The organism is Shewanella goraebulensis (assembly GCF_030252245.1).
In the GTDB taxonomy this organism is placed as follows: domain Bacteria; phylum Pseudomonadota; class Gammaproteobacteria; order Enterobacterales; family Shewanellaceae; genus Shewanella; species Shewanella goraebulensis.
The window spans coordinates 4,062,074-4,078,867 of the sequence record NZ_CP126972.1 but is presented as its reverse complement, the minus strand read 5'-3'; the positions used below and the strand labels follow the sequence as shown (position 1 = coordinate 4,078,867).

Genomic DNA, 16,794 nt, shown 5'->3' with positions numbered 1-16,794 from the left:
TGAGTTACTGAAGGCAGTGGCTCGTTTAGTGTGACAACAAGGGAGTAGTAATGGGCTTTCAACGAATAATGGCTTTGCATGTTCATGATGAAGCTGAGTATCAAGCTTATCGAGATGCCATGCTGCCAATCTTGCATTTTTATGGTGGTGACTTTGGCTATGATTTTACGGTATCTGAAGTGCTAAAGTCTAAAACAAGCACTGAGATTAATCGGGTTTTTACTATCGATTTCCCGTCGGAAGAAGTGATGAAGGCGTTTTTTAACGACGAAGTATATCTGTCGGTAAAGCAGCGCCATTTTAATGCATCTGTTACCAGCTCGACCGTGATTGGATTACATCAAACAGAGTAGAGATACTGTTTATTCGACTCGATTATTCTCGTGTTTCAGTCTCGTATTCTTTAGCTCTGTTACTTGGTTACCCTGCTGTTTTTATATTTTTTTTAGATCTGGCTTAACGTTATTATGTTCATTTGTCGCTATTATCCCTTCTCGGAGTGTTCAGTTGAAATGATGAGTATTCCAAATCTCATACTCGGTCAAAACAGTCTCAGTCATTAACAGGGCGCTCATGGAAAATTTATACCTTACTCTTGGGATAAGCCAAGATGCAGATGATGAAGCTGTGATGATGGCTTATGAAGATTTGTATCTCTTTTATCATTCAGCCGAGTACCAAAGCGTTTATTCTGATATTGATATCAAACTGGCTAATATCGCAGTGTCCTATAACATTTTGAAGTGTGCGACTAAGCGTAAATCTTATGACGAAATGTGGCTGCATCATCAGGCGGAAAAATCATTAGATGCCTTAGTTGATGTGCCTGACATGAGCTATGAGTTTGAGGTTGATTCTGAGATTAAAGAGCAATGGAATGAAACCGTTGAGCAGTATCCGCAATTAGTTGAGCTATATGACAACCTAGCTTGTTTATCTAATGTGCTCGCTTTCTCTTTCAAAGCCTATATTTTAGAAAGCCAACGCTTCGAAGAAAGTGAACGTTTGGCCTACATCATGTGTGCTCAGTATATACAGCGATTTTTTGGTGAAGATCAAAATATTAAGCCGTTAGCTAAAGGGCTGCTAACAACTCACAGCCCCTCAGATTTAGTTACTGTCGATGAGTTATTTGATACTCAGGGCATTGAAGTTAACGCTCAAATCCCTATTGATAATAACCAAGACGGTGTTAATAGCAGTTTAAGCTCTAATAACAACACAGTGACTCAGCTAAAAGATAATAATATCCATGCTAATAACAGCAACGATGTTCAAAATGTCAGTGATTCATGTGATAGAAAAGAAGTGATTCACCGCTTGGTCTCGAAAGAAGATCGTGATCATCGACATTTAGCTAAAAAAGCGACAGCGAAAGGCAGCTTGATTCTATTAGGGTTATTTATAGTATCTAATTTGGCCGCCTAATGATGAATAGTAAAAGGCTGTTTAGGCGTTACTTCCAACCTTGAAGCCATTGTTGAGAGTCTTTTAAATCGCGCCAATTAATCGCAAATTCTTCGGCGTTCATTTCTGCACGAATAATACATTCAATGACATTACTGTCTTCATCGTAAATGACTTTGACTACCGAAAAATGTTTCAGTTTTTGGATCACATGCACTTTGGTCCATTTACTGTGTAATAACTTCTTTGGGTGTAATGGATTCATAAACCCCTTTATCCTAATTAACCTTATTTCTGGCGAGTAAATAACATCGTCTTGTTAAATAAAGGATACGAAGCGCTAAACGGATAAGTTCAATCTGTTCAATGAATGTCTGGGTTTAATAACTGCTTTTGTAATGCTGATAAGGCTGCAAAGCTCCACTAATTCAGAACTCCACTAATCCTAAGCCCCACTGATGTTGAGTCTCACTTATGTTGAGTGCAGATGACCTTCACTAATGGTTTTTACCCCTGACGACTTGCTTCTATCGCGGTTTGCAGTTCTTTTAAATCCCTGACAATGATGTCTGCTTGAAGTTGATATTCTGGCTGCTTGTGATGATTGATAAACACCGACATCATGCCAGCATTCTTGGACGCTTGAATATCGTAAAGGTAATCACCTACATAAATTAGTTCTGCAGCCGATATTTGCCATTGGTCAGCGATAGCGAGTAACGCATCGGGTGCAGGTTTTGCTGGGTAACATTCACGGGTTAACACCAGTGCGATATTGATGTCGTTTTGGCTAAGCTTGGTTGCGGTAGCCGCTTTGCTATTGCGAGTGACGATGGCAGCAGGTAAAGCTAATTCTTGCAAGCTTGTAAGCAGCGAATGCATGTGGGGTAGTGCTTTGGCATTTTTCGCATCAAAAGTTTCGTGCTCGATAATAATTTGCTGGGCGCGTTGCTGATCATCAATGGATGTCATTGCATCAATGTAGTTGAGAATGTCTGTATCGATGGGGCAGTTTAATTGCTGCTTTATTTTTCGAAAGTCCAATTCTGATTCAACTAAGGTGCCGTCTAAATCAAAGATAACACCTTTAATATTTGCCAGTTTTTCCATTTCTAATCCATTATATTCAAGCTATTGATGGCAGAGTTTGCTCATCGCCTGTTTTGCTCATCGCCTGTTTTGCTCATAGAAGAGCTAATCCGTTGAAGAGTTAACATATCGCAAGTTTACTGCTGAAAATCAATACTGCCGAGTGTCAGTGAAAAATTGCCCGCTTGTTTATCGGCAATAAGCAGTCCGACTCTATCCACATTTGCAAATACTAACGCTGGCGCATTGACGCTTCTACCGCGAAACTGTGACTTAAAATCAGCAGGAATAAAAGTATGTTCAGTTTGCTCGCCAGCTGTTGTATCAAAGTTGGCGACATATGCCTCACCAAAAGACAATTCAGGAGTTTTAAAACGTAATTGGTATCGTTTCCCATCGCCCATGACGGTGAGCTTTACCGAGCTTGATGTAGGAATAGATGTATTAATTCGATACTCCATCGAGGCAAAACCACCATTATTGGCTAATGAGACATTACCGCTAAAAATAGGTTGGTCTAGCGCTGCATCATTTTCTATTTCACTGGATGAAATACCGCCCATGACAGTGTCATTACTGATTTTGGCTGCGCTTAATTGCTGCTGGGAGCTGAATTGAATTTCCATAGCACTCACTGAAGTTTGAAATAGCATAGTCGCTAACAAGCTGGTGGATAAAAACAGACCTTTTAATAGTACGCCGATTACTGCTGAAGTATACCTGTGGCATAACTGTTTGATGAGAATAAGTGGGCTTATCATTTTTACCTCATTACTTGTAGTTACCTGTGCTGTATTGCTCAAACTTAACCGCACAGATTACAAGAATATAAAAAAGCGACTTATCTCGGGTGGAAGATAAGCCGCAAAAGGGTCGGACGGAGATAAACTTTAAACTGTTTAGATATAACTAGTACTGAGTGAGTTACTCCTCAGCGACAAAGTCATCCATCAAAATCACTGAGAACATTGAGGTGTCATTTTCAGCATCGACTGCGGCTACGCTATAGATACCATTAGCGGCTAGTGATACTGCTAGTGGGCCAATCGCGACTGTTTTAGTGCCAGTGACAGTTACGCTAACGGTGTAATCACCTGGTGCGATACTTAAACTGCCTGATGCCGCTTTAAATGGTACGTTTGATAATGCAGGTGCTGTATCACTGATATCGGCTGTTGGGGTTAAGTACACATCAACATTACCCGCAGAATAAGATGCGTGGATAACGTTTAATCTTGCTTCCGTTGCTATTCTGCGAGTGTGCTCAGAAAATGCCCATGGTGAGATGTCATCGTCAGCTAATGAGCCGACAGCAAGTACTGAGTAGCTGTAACCTAGCATTAAGTCTACAGGCGCATCTTTAATCACTTCTACTGAGTTATCAGCATCTGCTGCAACTGTTACTGTGTGCATGTCTTCTGGAATATTGACATAACCTGCGAAGTTCCCAAATGACAACATATCGATTGCAGGTGTGGTGCTGCCATCCAAAAATACATCAACTGCTGGTGCATCAGCTACAGCATGAACAACACGAATGTCACTACCGCTGCTCACATCATTTAACAGTACTTGTCCTTCTGGTAGGGCAACTAGTAGAGCTACAGGTGATTCACCTGACCACTCGTTTGGAATCGCTGAGATAAAGTAATCCATTCCGGCTGCTAAATTCACAGTGCCTGAATCAAAAACCACGGTTTTATCGTCCGTTGGCGTAATTCTAATTTGGTAATCGCTTGTTGGGACTTCTAGCTGGTCGCTGTTGTCCATGTAGTTTGCTGATAACGTTGGCTCCATCATACTGATGTCAGCCATCGGCGCAGTGACATATATATCGACTAAACCAACATTTGGTGTTGCGTGCAGCACTTGCACACGAGCGTTATCTGCGGTGATGTCGCTTTCTTCATTGGCAATGAGTTTTAGCATTAAGGTCTCATCGCTAACATTACCGAGTGCAACGGCGGTATATTCCATATCTTCAGCGACAGCTAAGTCTGCCTCTAATACTGTTAGCGTAGTACCGTCAGGGAGTTTTGCATCCACACCGATTGCATAGGTGGCAGTTGCGACCTCAAGTAAACCGCTAGACATGGCGTAATCAACATCGGTTAATAGCGATGCACCATCAGCGGTAACGTTGACCATTGGGGCATCACTACCAGCATGAATGACACGAATTTCGCCGTAAGTGATATCAGGTGTTTCGACTGCAGCAACCGTATTATCATCGTCATCATCTGAACATGCGGTTAAACCAACCAGTGAAAAACATAGAGCCAGAGAGTAGATCCTTTTCATCGTTCTTTCCTCGAATTCATTTCTTGTATGTGCGGATTTATCAATCCATTTGATGTTGTGATTTCAGGCGCTGAGTTCGAGAGGTAATACGGCATTTGCTAAATTAGGATCATTTTTAAACAATGAAAATTTTGCACAGAGATCGATTAGCACATTTTTATCTGCTGAGGATTTAACGTCGACAGGGGAGGTGTTTGTCTTTAATCTGTAGACAGAATAGAGCTTTGAAGGCAGTGGTAGTGATTCAAAAAAACGGTAGTAATTCGGAACATCAATCGAGTAAAAAACAGCAAAATTTTAAAGTCGTGTCGTTTAATTTATTCAATTTTATCGAGCCGCCTGCGGCATATTATGATTTTGAAAACATCTATTCTCGTCAACAGTGGCAAAAAAAATGTACTTGGTTAACGCAGTATATTAATGAACACCAACCTGACATTATTGGCTTTCAAGAAGTGTTTAGTCCTGATGCGTTAAAAGCACTATTAGGACCATTGGGATACCCATATTTTGCCGCATTAGATGAGCCAAGTTTGATCAGTGATTATGTTTATCAAAGCCCCGTAGTTGCTATCGCATCTAAATTTCCTATCACAGAATCTGTTTTAGTGACTCCTGATGAGAACTTGTTCCCACTGATGGGCATTGCCAATGATTTTAGCTTTAGTCGGCAACCACTTAGAGTAAAGATTGCTTTAGCTGAATTTGGTGAATGTGAGTGTTACGTTGTGCATTTGAAGTCAAAACGCAGCGGTATGGGTTTGGATACACTGGATGATTCAGGCATGAAAGGTGGCGCGGATATTATGGCAAGACAAGCGTTAGGTAGCTGGGCATCCAACATGCAACGAGGAAGTGAAGCGGCGTTATTGTTTAATGAAATTGCAAAGCAGCGCACTAAAAGCCAATTGCCAGTGTTGTTAATGGGTGACTTTAACGACACCTTGCAGAGTACTGCACTTGAAGCTTTTCGCGCTAATGGTAAACGGGTCTTTAGAAACGATATTATCGATCCTAAACTTAAAGTGATGAACGATAAAACCTTAGCGGATGAATTTGCCCAGTTCAGTTTGTTTGACAGTTATGAGCTTTTTCAAACAGGGCAAAAGCTCAATGCGACATTGGCTCAAGATGAATATGAGTCAGGCTTGCATGATGAAGATTCTGATATTGCTGAAGATGTACTGCCGCCTGTTGATCCGCTCAAATATGCTCGCCAAGCGACTCATTATTTTGGCAATACTGGTTCAGTGCTAGATTATATTTTGGCGTCGTGCGAGTTTGACGCATCCCATCCGAGAAACTTAGCTGAAGTCACTGACTATCAAACTCATGACAGGCACCTTGTTAGACCTGAATATGAACGAGACAGTGACAGTACAGATCACGCACCAGTGATGATGACGTTTACTTTGCGCAGTTAATTAAGCGAAAAATAATAATGCCGCCTTTTAAATAGAGCGGCATTACTCAAGAACCAATTAGCTTATAGTTTTAGTTTGTAAGGGTATTAGCAGCAACTAGAGTTACCTGAACTGTTATTTTCGCTGTTGGGGCTTGAGCAATTACTACTTGAACTGCTGCAGCACGCAGCTGGACTGCTATCAACTTGCTCAAGTGCCGCTTTTAGTAGCTCGAACGAAGCGCAGATGTTTTCTCTTGAAGTTGCAATATTCATCCGCATAAATTGTGGACTTTGAGCACCAAACCAATTCCCCGGAGTTAAGCCCATTTTAGCTTGCTTAAAAACCACTTCTTTTAAGCGCTGTTCCGATAAGCCAAGTGCTGAAAAATCAAACCAAATCTGATAGGTTCCTTCTGGCTTATAAACCTTCAATTGCGGAATATGTTGCGCGGCAAACTCTGTAATCCAAGAGACTGTTTGCTCCAAATATGCCAGCATCTCATCAACCCATTCAGCGCCTTTTTCATAAGCAGCTATGGTGGCAAAAGTGGTGAGTGCATTGCCGTGGTCAAGGTAAAGTGCGCCAATGAGTTTTTTAATGCCAGTCAGCATGGTGGCATTATTTGTATAGATATAACCATTGGAGATACTGTGCATACCAAAGGTTTTAGCAGGAGAGCCAATCAAAGTGACCACATTGTCATAATCAAAGCTGGTTAAGCTAGTGAATTGGTGGCCTTTAAAAATGATATCAGAATGTATTTCATCACTGATTATCATGACATTATGTCGCTTAGCGATTTCAACAACCTTAGCCAGTTCTGATTGTGTCCACACTCTTCCAGTTGGGTTATGAGGGTTACAGAAAATCATCGCTTTGACATTTTGCCGCTTAATTTGCGCTTCAAAGGCATCAAAATCGATTTGATATTTATCATCAGCAATCACGAGTTCATTTTTAACCACTTTACGGTCAGCTTTAGTTATCAAGTTAGCAAATTGATGGTAAGCAGGTGTATGAATTAATACCGCATCCCCTTCATTGGTTAGTTCTCGAAGCAGTAATGCAATACCCGATAGTACTCCTGGGACTTGGACAAAATTTTCAGGATTGAGTGATATATCATGTCGTTTGGCATGCCAATTTGAAATAGCGCTAAATACGGCTTGTTCATTGAATTCGTATGAGTAAACACCGCGCTCAACTAAACGGCTTAATTCGTTGCTGATAGGCTCAGCAACGCTAAAGTCCATATCTGCGACCCAATAAGGAAACACATCCGTCGTGCCATAAAAGTTGTTGAGCATCTCAGGCTTACTTTTGATGAAGTTGTTTTCAGCGAACTGTGATGCGCTATTGAATTGGGTCATGGTGTCTCCGATACGTTAACTAATTTTTTAAAAAAGGTTTAAGTGTAGATAAGACGAAAGGGGCTCTTAAAAGACGAAGACAAGACGAAAATTTATGGGCTAAGCTAATTCTACATCTGGTATAAGGAGTATTTAAAAGTCAATATTTGTAGGTGTTTATAGACTAATCCATGTTTTTAATCCCATCTAGTAAAATGGTTTCACCTGGCTACAATGTGCCTCTGTGTTAAATTATTGGTATTGTGATAGTTTGGTAAGTTAGTTAACAAATATGAAATTTCGGCAAGGAAGCATAATGCGTCATATATTCATCTCATTAAAATGGGTTTTACTTAGTTTTATCTTTATACCAATAAGTTTATATCTGATTATTATTTTAATTAATTTAAATGATGAAGCCCCTTCAAAACAATCAATTGAAAATTTAGCAAAAATCGAAGCAAATAATCTTCGATTGACGAATAACTTAATTGAAAATGGTTATATTTTTACATTGGGCTTTGATGTTGAAAAATCAGCGTCTCCAAAAGAAATAGGATTAGCGCGTTTCCAGCAACTTCAGGATATAAGTATTATGGAATCGACTAAAAAGTTTAGCTCTGAACGCTTTGAAATTCCTAAGTTGTCCATTCAACAATGTATTAATAAAAATGACTTTACTGAGCAGTGCAGCGGTGTACTTATACAAGATAGTGAACTTACACTGCAACTAAAAGAGTTTGGCTGGCTAATTGATCGTTATCAGCAATTGATCAACCAGAAAGACTGGCAAGACGGGACTTACTTTAATGTATTTATAGACCAAATACCTGCGAGCAGTTTATTGACTGCACAAAAGCTATACTTACTTAATATATATGTCAAAACGAGTGAGATGGACAGTAATCAAATCGCAAAGGCTATCAATCAAGATATGATATTTTGGCAAAAAATTTCATCTAATACTCATTTTCTTCTTACTAAGGTTATAAGTAATGCTGGCATCGATACTAATATGCGACTGGGTGAAATAATTATTTCACCGTTAATTACTGCCAATTCAACTAATCAGATCCCGAAAACCTGGTTGAAAACATTGCCACCAAAGGTGTTATCTCTTGATAAAGTTAAGCTAGGTGAGTGGTACTTTTTCATGGGCATGACTGAGGCAACTAAAGTTGATGATAAGGCAAATATAGCTTCACATTTTTTTGAATGGCTACTCCTACCTCTATTTCAACATCAAGATACAGCTAATTTATATGCTGAAGCTTTAATACATAACTCAACGCAACAGCATTGTCCTGATAAATTTACATTCGATCTGATAAGTGATTACAGCTATAACCCTGTGGGTAAGTTTATTCTTTGCTCGAGTTCACCTTCATTTAATATGTATCAAAAAGCTCTTGATGATCTTGAAAATAAAAGAGTTAAGCTTTTATCAAATTTAAATTTATCAACGTTATAACTCATATCGTCAGCTTATCTAGTTAATAAATTCCGCGCTTTTATTACGCGGAATTTATTATTCAATCCAATATTTTGAACACTTGATTAAAGTCAATGGAGAAACTATTTTACTTAATTAGAATTGTTCAGCATTTCACTGATATTGACGCATCGCTGTTCTTTTTGACGAGTCTCTAATAAGGCGCGACGTGTCATTTGTGATAAGCCTGTTTCAGTATTTAATACTTCATTTATCGCCTCAACACTGGCATTACTGCAAGCTGTTGGGATCAATCTCCGATTATATGCGCGCATAAATACTGGCCCTTTCTTATCTATTTCCGCGATATTGGCTAAGCGTTGCTCGGCAGTGGCGGCGCTAAGTAACTTCTGCTCGCTTGGGTATAAGTAGTTCATTGCTACCCTTAATTTAGAAAAAGGCATACTAGTGTTGTGCTCAATAGTATGCAGCCATTGGCGCTTGAGTTGTGCTTGTGGGCGGATAACTTCAGCTGCAATAGCAGATTTTTGGCCACTATCGCTTACATCTAACTGCTTTTCAGTGGTTAATAATTTTGCGCTACTTGGGTAGTCATGGCGATTCAGTTGAATAATAATTTTCCAGCGTAAATCTTGACTGATATTCAAGCCTCGAATATTACTGGTGCCAGCCAACAGCTCAGCTAAATGATTAAGGGCATCCTTACTACTTGCCATGCTGACATAGGCATCAAACCAGCGACGCTGAAAATCGGCATTGTCATAATGCTGCATTGCCATGCGCAAGCTCATTTGAGTCAACCCTTTGCTGACTTTAGTGGCATAAGCTTTATGATTTGGTGCCATGCTATTCAAATACTGTTGAGCCTGTTTTAGGTTACCAATCACTTGGCCTAAAATGGTGTAGTCTTGCTCCGTTGGAGCGTTGACGAGTGCAACGTTAATGTATTGAACAAGAGAAATTTTACCGTCACTGACACTGTCCCACATACTTTGCCATAGCATCGAACGCAGTAGCGGATCGCTGACCTTGCTGAGCTGCTCTTTTGCTGTGATAAATGACTGCTCATCTAGCTGAACTTTAACGTACCCCCAATCTTCGAAGTTTGGGTAAACTAAGTTAGGGCAATGCTCTCCAATGAGTTCTGGAACCTCAGTTTTATCGCCTTTGTAGGTCACTGCGACTATAGGACCGCTATGAATTGAGTACTTTGAAGCACTGAATAGTGCCACTTGCACACGTTGTTCACGTAAGGTCGGCAGTTCACTACTTGGAGCGGTTTGAAGTAATGAAAACTGACTTATTCTGCCGTTTTCACAATGGAAATCCGCTTTTAAGGTATTAACACCTGCTTGGTAAAGCCAATCTTGTGTCCATTGAGATAAATCGCGATTACTTGCTTGGGCTAGACTACCAATAAAGTCATCTAAGGTGGCATTCTGGTAACTGTACTTTGATAGGTATTGTTGCACCCCTAATTGGAAGGTCTCTTCACCTAATAAGTGTCTGAGTTGTTTTAAGGTTGATGCACCTTTCGAGTAGGTGATGGCATCAATATTATCAAAGGCGTTCATGCTGGTGGGCACAGGCACTTCAATGGGGTGCGTTGTCACAAGGCTGTCTTGGCGGTAAGCGCTTTGTTTACCTGTGGCATAAAACGTGCGCCATGCATGCTTGAACTCCGTGGCTTCGCTGGTGGCGAGTGTGCCCATAAACGAGGCGAAGCTTTCATTAAGCCATAAACCGTTCCACCATTTCATTGTGACTAAATCACCAAACCACTGGTGCGCCATTTCATGCATGATCACACTGGCTAAGCGCTGTCTTTGCGCTGCAGTCATGGTGTCTTTATACATAAAGCGATTTTCAGCAAAAGTAACTGCACCTGCATTTTCCATCGCACCATATAAGAAGTCAGGCACTAATAGTTGGTCGTATTTTTTAAATGGGTAGTCAATACCAAAATAGTCATCGAAGAATGTTAGACCTTGCTTGGTATAAGTGAACCAGTCTTCAGCTGTGACTTGTTCTGCAACGGATTGGCGGGCAAATAATCGCATTGGGTATTTGCCACTGTTATCTTCCCAAACATGATAAGGACCAGCATGCATTGAAAAGTTATATGGGCTTAACTTAGGGGTAACAGGGAAGGTCCAAATATTTTGATTAGCTTGTTCATCAATGCTGGTTTCGCGCATGGTACTGATGACGCTCCAGCTTTTAGGCGCAGAAACGGTGATTTCATAAGTGGCTTTTAAATCTGGTTGATCAAATACGGCAAACATTTGCTGCGCTGCAGCAGGCTCAAAATGAGAGTATAAATACACTTTATCATCAACAGGATCGACAAATCGATGTAAGCCTTCCCCATTAGTGCTGTGTTCACGGCTATATTCAATTTCTATGGTATTTTTGCCGCTGCTCAGTAGTTGCGGGTTAACTGTGATATAGGCATCGTTATAGTTGGGATAAATGCGTTTGCCGTTAATAGCAAATTTGCTGATCAGGGCCTTGTTTAAGTCGAGAGTCAGGGGCTCTTTAGTGTTGCTTAGATTAAATTCAACTTTGGTGGTTGCATTAAAGCGACTATCGCCGGTGAGGTCAAAACTCAGTTGGTAGCCAACCTCTGAGACAACGTTTGAACGTGCCATTGCTTGGTATTCGCTAATGTTAGCGCTTCCGTCACGTTGTGTTGGTGATTGACTCGGTGTGCTGTTACAAGCTAATAAGCCTGTGCAAGCGAGGGCAACTAAAGACGACTTAAACAGATTCACAATTACTTCCCTAAAAATTTATTATTGTTTTTGGTACAGATATTTCATTCAATGACGATTGTTTACAGTTATAAAAAAGCCGACTCGAGGTCGGCTAATTCAATTTTATCAGAGGCTTATAGGCCTAAGAAAGACTTAGATTTAACTTTGCGGATTTCTTTTTCGTCAGACCATTCGATTAGGCCTGTTTCTAAATCCATAAGACGCATAGTCATTTTGTAGTAAACGTCTTTAGTACTGCCATCTTGTTTCACGATACTAGAAAGGTTGCCGTAAAGCATGTACTGAGCACCGACTTGGCGACCAAACTTGATAGCTGTTGATGGGTCAACCATACCAGCATTGTTTTGGTAGTCTAGTTGCTTACGTACTGAGTCAACTTTAGTCATGTCGATAAAGCGGAATTTACCTGAACGTAGTAACTTGTTGCTAATAGAGTCAGTGACTGATTCTGTATCAATATGTTCTGAGGTTTTGTTTTTGATTTTATCAACAAAGATAATAGGGCGATCGTTCTGTGTCATTACGATAACAGGTGGGAAGGTCAGCATGCTGTCGACCATTTTAGCGGCGATGGCTTGTAAGTCAGTTGAACCAAAGTTTTCGTTAACGGTTTCTACTTCAGTTGCATCGCCATACTCAACCTTAGATTGACAAGCTGATAGCCCGATAACAGCGGCTAAAACAAAAATCAGTTTAAAATGTTTCATAGTAAGTTCCATGTTGAATATGACTTATAAATAGTCGAGTTAAATAATTATTGAATAAAAACGGGTTTGATTGCCAGTCTCTATTACCCAAATTAATGTTGCACGATTAGGTTTTACATCAATCTTGGCAGCAGGACTGTTGCCTAAACGGATTTGATACTCGCCAGGTTCAATATATTGGCGGGCAATCTGTGCCTGTCTTGGTAATGTAAGCCAGCTACGTCTATCTGCTTGCTCTGTCACTACATTAAAAATTTGCATCAAAATAGCAGCAGCATCAGTTTCGTTATTTCGACGCTTACTTCCACTTTCTACACTGCGAGTCATTTCTGACTTAGTATAGACTCGTGCTGCTTGGCGCACCAAGGCTGCGGGTAAATCTTCTTTTAATGCATTAATAGCTAAGGCATCAATATTAGCGATTGGTTCCGCTTTTAACACTGTTCCCAGACCTTGAATACTTGAAGGTTGGATAACTTGGCGGTGTGGCTGATATGTTGCTAGTGAAACAGTCTGCCAATTGCCATCAATGGTAAAAGGTACAGTTAAACTTTGTTTCTCAGGAACAAATCCTTTCTCGACCACCATCACCACTTGGCCTTGGCCCTTTTTAGGTAATACAGCATCGCCCCAACGACGTTTAAACTCATCGTATTGCGGCATTGATAATTGTTTAGCAAGGCGGACTAAGTCTTGTTGCAAGTATTTATTATTTGGTGTTATCTGCGCCGCTTTACGGTAATCAATATAAGCATCATTGGGTTCGCCTAAAAGCTCATGCAGTAATCCAGTTGTGTAATAACTATAAGCGTTTAAAAATGAGCTGGTGACAGTACCCGTTGCTTGACCGAGTTTATTTACCTCAGCATCTATTGTGCCGTTGGCCATAGCTCGAACTGATTTTTGAGACTTCTGGTAGCGGGCTTGTTCGCTGCTTTGTAGCTGATTACTACGGCGAACCTCAACTAATGCGCCTTGTGCATCACCAGAAAATAAATAGTTAAAGGCTTGGTACTGATGCACCATGATACGTTCGTAGCCTGGACCGCGATAAGGGATAGCATTGTCATTTAATACTAAACTGCTGGCAGTTGCCGTTAAATCTGAAGCACTAATAGTGGCTCTATCATCAAAGTCTTTATAGGCACGTATAGCTTGTTGATAATAGGTTTTACTGGTTTCAAAATCACCTGATACTTGTGCTACTCGGCCTGCTTCTTGAGCGTAGAGTAGACCGTCATTAGTATCGATTTGACCTGCTAGTTCAGAAAGTTTGGCTGTTGGTGTTGGGCTCGCTAATTGCTGTTTAATCGGTGCAATTTGCGACGGGTAATTAATTAAAACGCTGTTATAAGCACAGCCTGTTAGGCTGAAACAGATTAACCCGATACTAAGCAGTTTATTCATCAGCCAATACCTTGAAGTGTTGGCTGTCGTTGGGTATAAAGCCTTGCGAAGTGACTATTTGATCGGCAGATGGCGATTGATTTGCCATGTGTATCCTTTCGAGCAAAGTTATTCCCTGTAAGTGATCAAATTCATGCTGAAAAATACGAGCAACAAAGTCGGTCAGTTGTTGCTGGATTACGTCACCATGAATGTTTTGATATTGCACATTAACCGTTTTGTGTCTGAGTACTTCAACACGTCTACCTGCGATAGATAAACAGCCTTCCATGCCAAGTTCCATTTCTTCAGAACAAGCAATAATTTGTGGATTTATGACCACTGTAGCTGATGTCTCAGGAGCATTTGGATAACGTTCATTAGGCCTTGAATGCATAATAAATATGGATAAATCACTAAAAACTTGTGGAGCAGCGATCCCCACACCATTTGCAGCTGTCATAGTTGCTATCATATTGTCGCTAAGCTGAACCAGAGCTTGATCAAATGTAATGACTGTCTGTGTTTGGCGATTTAAAATCGCTTCACCAGATTGGGCGATTGTCATTATGTCACTTGCTGGCATAGGGTTCCTTAATGCTTAACGGCTAATAATCTATCTATAAGACTATTTATTATTGAATAATGTAGCAAATATTACTTCATCGAACATTTAATAATGTGGCGGTGGTGTTTCTTCGGACTGTGTCGCCATGTTACTTGGTTCGATAGCTTGTAGTTTATTGACGATTAATGACATTTGATGTTGCTGAAAAGCCACTAAGTCATTTAATTTAATCACTTCTTGGTTAAGGTCTTCAAGGGTACTTTCTTGAAACGCCACTTTCATTTCTAAATCATCAATCTTTTGTTGCATGTCTTGCATTATTTCCTCTCACAGTCATGGAATCATCGATTACACCTAAGGTAATCGGCCCCATGACTCTACTAAACCTTGATTACTGATGCTTACAATCTGTTGCTGGGCATCACTTGCAATAGAGTATACAACGGCACCTCTATTTTGACTGTTTTTAGTTAACTGAATTTGTCTATTAGCCAGCTTTTTACCTGTTTGGGTTTGCCATAAAATGATTTCTTTTGATGGCGAGCCTGTTATGAGGATTTTATCTTGCTCAATAAAGCGAGCACTGCTGAAGGTCATTTGGCGACGATTTATGGCTAATGTTGATAATGTGTCACCAGTATCGCTGTGATAAATTGCACCATTACCAGTGATATCACTGGCAAAACTGAGTTTACCGTTTTGGCTTAAATTGACTTTACCAATGCGCGACTCTAGTTGCCATTGGTGAACAGGTTGGCCTGTTTGAGCTTGCCACAGGATTACGGAACCATCATTGGAGCCGCTTAATGCGAGTTGACCATTTGCCGAGATAGACACGCTAGAAACCCGCTCTTGGTGGCCTAAAAACTTAATTAAGCTTTTTTCTGGTGAAAATGACATAACAGACCCGTCGACTAACCCCACTAAAGTTTGGGCATTATTGGCAATGGCGACAGATTGCGCAGATGCTGGTAGTGACCACCAACCGACAGATTTACCTGTGGCGACATCCCAAATAGCTAAAGAATCCGTCGTTAATGTTGCGGCGTATTGTGCATTTGCAGAGAGCGCTGTATCGAACACATTATTGTCAGTGGCATTTGAATCAGCGCTATGTTGCCAGCGGTATTTTAAAGCAGCTTGGCTGAGATCCCACAGTTGAACGCCGTTACTTGCAGTGCTAACCAAAGCCAGTTGAGCGTCTTCAGACAAGCTCGCGCTGTAGCTTGAGTCATTAGTGACACGAAACACTTTTTCGGCCGCAGGTTGGCAAGCAGTAAGGGGGCAAATACACAATATCAGCGTAATTAGTCGAAACATGAACTTGCTCCTATAAAAGTTGTCTGAAAGCCAGTGTTATTATTCAGGCCATTGCAAGAAACACTTTAATTAGTATAAAGTGGCCAAATATATACAATTTTTTTACCTACAGGTTATTGTAACCGCTATAGGACGCTGAGGAAGCTTTAATGAAATCTATTTACAAATTATCGTTAGTTGCATTGGCTGTTGTTGGTCTTACTGCATGTAACCAAGAACAAGAAGTCGTGGCAAAGAAAGTTGAGCTAACAACTGACGCGCAAAAAGAAGCTTACAGTGTTGGTGGCTCTATTGGCCGTTATATGGCTGGTCATATTACCGAACAAGAAGACTTAGGTTTTGCTGTTGACCGTACTTTAGTTATCCAAGGATTCAGCGATGGTTTAGCTGATACTTTAGATTTAACAGAAGAAGAAATGCAAACTGTTCTTCAAGGTTTAGACGTTAAATTAAGTGAAAAACGTGCAGAGCAAGCTGAGTTATTAGCAAGCCAAGCTGTTGAAGAAGGTAAGAAATTCCTTGAAACCAACAAAGCTAAAGAAGGCGTTGTAACAACTGAGTCTGGTTTACAGTATGAAGTATTAGAAGCTGGTGCAGGCGATATGCCAGTTGCTGAAGATACTGTTGAAGTACACTACAAAGGTACACTAATCGACGGTACTGAGTTTGATAGCTCATACAGTCGTGGTGAGCCAGCTAAGTTCCCATTAAACCGTGTTATTCCTGGTTGGACTGAAGGTGTTCAATTAATGCCTATCGGTGCTAAGTACAAGTTCGTTATCCCTTCTGAGCTTGCATACGGTGAACGTGATACTGGTACTATTCCAGCTAATTCAACCTTAGTATTTGAAGTTGAATTACTGTCTATTGAGAAAGCACAAGTTGAAGAAGCACCTGCTGCTCAGTAATGTGTTGAGTTATCCCTTGAAGGGATAATCGATTAAAAAGGACGCGAAAGCGTCCTTTTTTGTGGCTGAAGATAAAATGTAAATAAAATTTAATAAAATTTTTTTGAGAGGTTAAATCAAAAC

General features: G+C 40.5%; 16 protein-coding genes. 5 read left to right on the top strand and 11 right to left on the bottom strand.

Translation table 11 applies throughout. The features are described from left to right. Window positions 1–50 precede the first annotated feature (50 nt). On the top strand, window positions 51–353 hold the full coding sequence (locus QPX86_RS17225; RefSeq protein WP_285163315.1) for a DUF1330 domain-containing protein: 303 nt from the start codon (window positions 51–53) through the stop codon (window positions 351–353). A 220-nt stretch (window positions 354–573) separates the two neighbouring features. Continuing rightward, window positions 574–1,428, top strand: coding sequence for a hypothetical protein (locus tag QPX86_RS17220; protein WP_285163314.1), 855 nt, complete (start codon window positions 574–576; stop codon window positions 1,426–1,428). Window positions 1,429–1,456: 28 nt separating this feature from the next. On the opposite strand, the gene QPX86_RS17215 is transcribed toward QPX86_RS17220, so the two are convergent. The 4 genes from QPX86_RS17215 to QPX86_RS17200 form a co-directional block, all read right to left on the bottom strand. Then, window positions 1,457–1,672 carry a TIGR02450 family Trp-rich protein gene (locus QPX86_RS17215; protein ID WP_285163313.1) on the bottom strand — a complete coding sequence of 72 codons (216 nt, stop codon included), beginning with the start codon at window positions 1,670–1,672 and terminating at the stop codon, window positions 1,457–1,459. 242 nt (window positions 1,673–1,914) lie between these two features. Beyond that, window positions 1,915–2,517 carry an HAD family hydrolase gene (locus QPX86_RS17210; protein WP_285163312.1) on the bottom strand — a complete coding sequence of 201 codons (603 nt, stop codon included), beginning with the start codon at window positions 2,515–2,517 and terminating at the stop codon, window positions 1,915–1,917. 116 nt (window positions 2,518–2,633) lie between these two features. Next, window positions 2,634–3,257: a CIA30 family protein gene (locus tag QPX86_RS17205; protein ID WP_285163311.1), complete on the bottom strand. Its 624-nt coding sequence runs from the start codon at window positions 3,255–3,257 to the stop codon at window positions 2,634–2,636. Between the two features lie 163 nt (window positions 3,258–3,420). Then, window positions 3,421–4,797, bottom strand: a complete 1,377-nt coding sequence (locus QPX86_RS17200; protein WP_285163310.1) for a DUF4397 domain-containing protein — start codon at window positions 4,795–4,797, stop codon at window positions 3,421–3,423. A 239-nt stretch (window positions 4,798–5,036) separates the two neighbouring features. Between QPX86_RS17200 and QPX86_RS17195 the strand changes: the two genes are divergently transcribed. Next, complete coding sequence (locus QPX86_RS17195) at window positions 5,037–6,221, top strand: endonuclease/exonuclease/phosphatase family protein (RefSeq protein ID WP_285163309.1); 1,185 nt, start codon at window positions 5,037–5,039, stop codon at window positions 6,219–6,221. An 86-nt stretch (window positions 6,222–6,307) separates the two neighbouring features. On the opposite strand, the gene QPX86_RS17190 is transcribed toward QPX86_RS17195, so the two are convergent. Beyond that, the gene (locus QPX86_RS17190; RefSeq protein ID WP_285163308.1) at window positions 6,308–7,573 is read right to left on the bottom strand and encodes a MalY/PatB family protein; all 1,266 of its coding nucleotides are present in this window, start codon (window positions 7,571–7,573) and stop codon (window positions 6,308–6,310) included. A 295-nt stretch (window positions 7,574–7,868) separates the two neighbouring features. On the opposite strand from QPX86_RS17190, the gene QPX86_RS17185 reads away from it, so the two are divergent. After that, entirely contained in the window at window positions 7,869–9,023 is a 1,155-nt protein-coding gene (locus QPX86_RS17185; RefSeq protein WP_285163307.1) for a hypothetical protein, read from the top strand. Between the two features lie 113 nt (window positions 9,024–9,136). On the opposite strand, the gene pepN is transcribed toward QPX86_RS17185, so the two are convergent. From pepN to QPX86_RS17155, 6 genes are all read right to left on the bottom strand, one after another. Continuing rightward, entirely contained in the window at window positions 9,137–11,779 is a 2,643-nt protein-coding gene (gene pepN, locus QPX86_RS17180; RefSeq protein WP_285163306.1) for an aminopeptidase N, read from the bottom strand. Between the two features lie 116 nt (window positions 11,780–11,895). Then, a complete protein-coding gene (lpoB, locus tag QPX86_RS17175) occupies window positions 11,896–12,489 on the bottom strand; it encodes a penicillin-binding protein activator LpoB (RefSeq protein ID WP_220755139.1) in 594 nt (197 codons plus the stop codon). A 39-nt stretch (window positions 12,490–12,528) separates the two neighbouring features. Continuing rightward, the gene (locus tag QPX86_RS17170; RefSeq protein WP_285163305.1) at window positions 12,529–13,896 is read right to left on the bottom strand and encodes a COG3014 family protein; all 1,368 of its coding nucleotides are present in this window, start codon (window positions 13,894–13,896) and stop codon (window positions 12,529–12,531) included. After that, window positions 13,889–14,461: a peptide deformylase gene (gene def, locus QPX86_RS17165; RefSeq protein ID WP_220755141.1), complete on the bottom strand. Its 573-nt coding sequence runs from the start codon at window positions 14,459–14,461 to the stop codon at window positions 13,889–13,891. Before def ends, QPX86_RS17170 begins: the two co-directional genes overlap by 8 nt. Window positions 14,462–14,548: 87 nt before the next feature. After that, window positions 14,549–14,761, bottom strand: a complete 213-nt coding sequence (locus tag QPX86_RS17160; RefSeq protein ID WP_153915038.1) for a SlyX family protein — start codon at window positions 14,759–14,761, stop codon at window positions 14,549–14,551. A gap of 36 nt (window positions 14,762–14,797) precedes the next feature. Beyond that, window positions 14,798–15,763 carry a WD40 repeat domain-containing protein gene (locus tag QPX86_RS17155; protein ID WP_285163304.1) on the bottom strand — a complete coding sequence of 322 codons (966 nt, stop codon included), beginning with the start codon at window positions 15,761–15,763 and terminating at the stop codon, window positions 14,798–14,800. A gap of 149 nt (window positions 15,764–15,912) precedes the next feature. On the opposite strand from QPX86_RS17155, the gene fkpA reads away from it, so the two are divergent. After that, entirely contained in the window at window positions 15,913–16,671 is a 759-nt protein-coding gene (gene fkpA / locus QPX86_RS17150) for an FKBP-type peptidyl-prolyl cis-trans isomerase (protein ID WP_220755143.1), read from the top strand. Window positions 16,672–16,794: the final 123 nt, after the last annotated feature.

What these genes read in the sequence shown, in the direction of transcription:
- QPX86_RS17160 (WP_153915038.1), bottom strand. Translation starts at nt 14,761, where the DNA reads ATGCAAGACATGCAACAAAAGATTGATGATTTAGAAATGAAAGTGGCG.
- QPX86_RS17200 (WP_285163310.1), bottom strand. Translation starts at nt 4,797, where the DNA reads ATGAAAAGGATCTACTCTCTGGCTCTATGTTTTTCACTGGTTGGTTTA.
- QPX86_RS17185 (WP_285163307.1), top strand. Translation starts at nt 7,869, where the DNA reads ATGCGTCATATATTCATCTCATTAAAATGGGTTTTACTTAGTTTTATC.
- def (WP_220755141.1), bottom strand. Translation starts at nt 14,461, where the DNA reads ATGCCAGCAAGTGACATAATGACAATCGCCCAATCTGGTGAAGCGATT.
- QPX86_RS17190 (WP_285163308.1), bottom strand. Translation starts at nt 7,573, where the DNA reads ATGACCCAATTCAATAGCGCATCACAGTTCGCTGAAAACAACTTCATC.
- QPX86_RS17205 (WP_285163311.1), bottom strand. Translation starts at nt 3,257, where the DNA reads ATGATAAGCCCACTTATTCTCATCAAACAGTTATGCCACAGGTATACT.
- lpoB (WP_220755139.1), bottom strand. Translation starts at nt 12,489, where the DNA reads ATGAAACATTTTAAACTGATTTTTGTTTTAGCCGCTGTTATCGGGCTA.
- QPX86_RS17225 (WP_285163315.1), top strand. Translation starts at nt 51, where the DNA reads ATGGGCTTTCAACGAATAATGGCTTTGCATGTTCATGATGAAGCTGAG.
- QPX86_RS17155 (WP_285163304.1), bottom strand. Translation starts at nt 15,763, where the DNA reads ATGTTTCGACTAATTACGCTGATATTGTGTATTTGCCCCCTTACTGCT.
- QPX86_RS17215 (WP_285163313.1), bottom strand. Translation starts at nt 1,672, where the DNA reads ATGAATCCATTACACCCAAAGAAGTTATTACACAGTAAATGGACCAAA.
- QPX86_RS17170 (WP_285163305.1), bottom strand. Translation starts at nt 13,896, where the DNA reads ATGAATAAACTGCTTAGTATCGGGTTAATCTGTTTCAGCCTAACAGGC.
- QPX86_RS17220 (WP_285163314.1), top strand. Translation starts at nt 574, where the DNA reads ATGGAAAATTTATACCTTACTCTTGGGATAAGCCAAGATGCAGATGAT.
- QPX86_RS17210 (WP_285163312.1), bottom strand. Translation starts at nt 2,517, where the DNA reads ATGGAAAAACTGGCAAATATTAAAGGTGTTATCTTTGATTTAGACGGC.
- fkpA (WP_220755143.1), top strand. Translation starts at nt 15,913, where the DNA reads ATGAAATCTATTTACAAATTATCGTTAGTTGCATTGGCTGTTGTTGGT.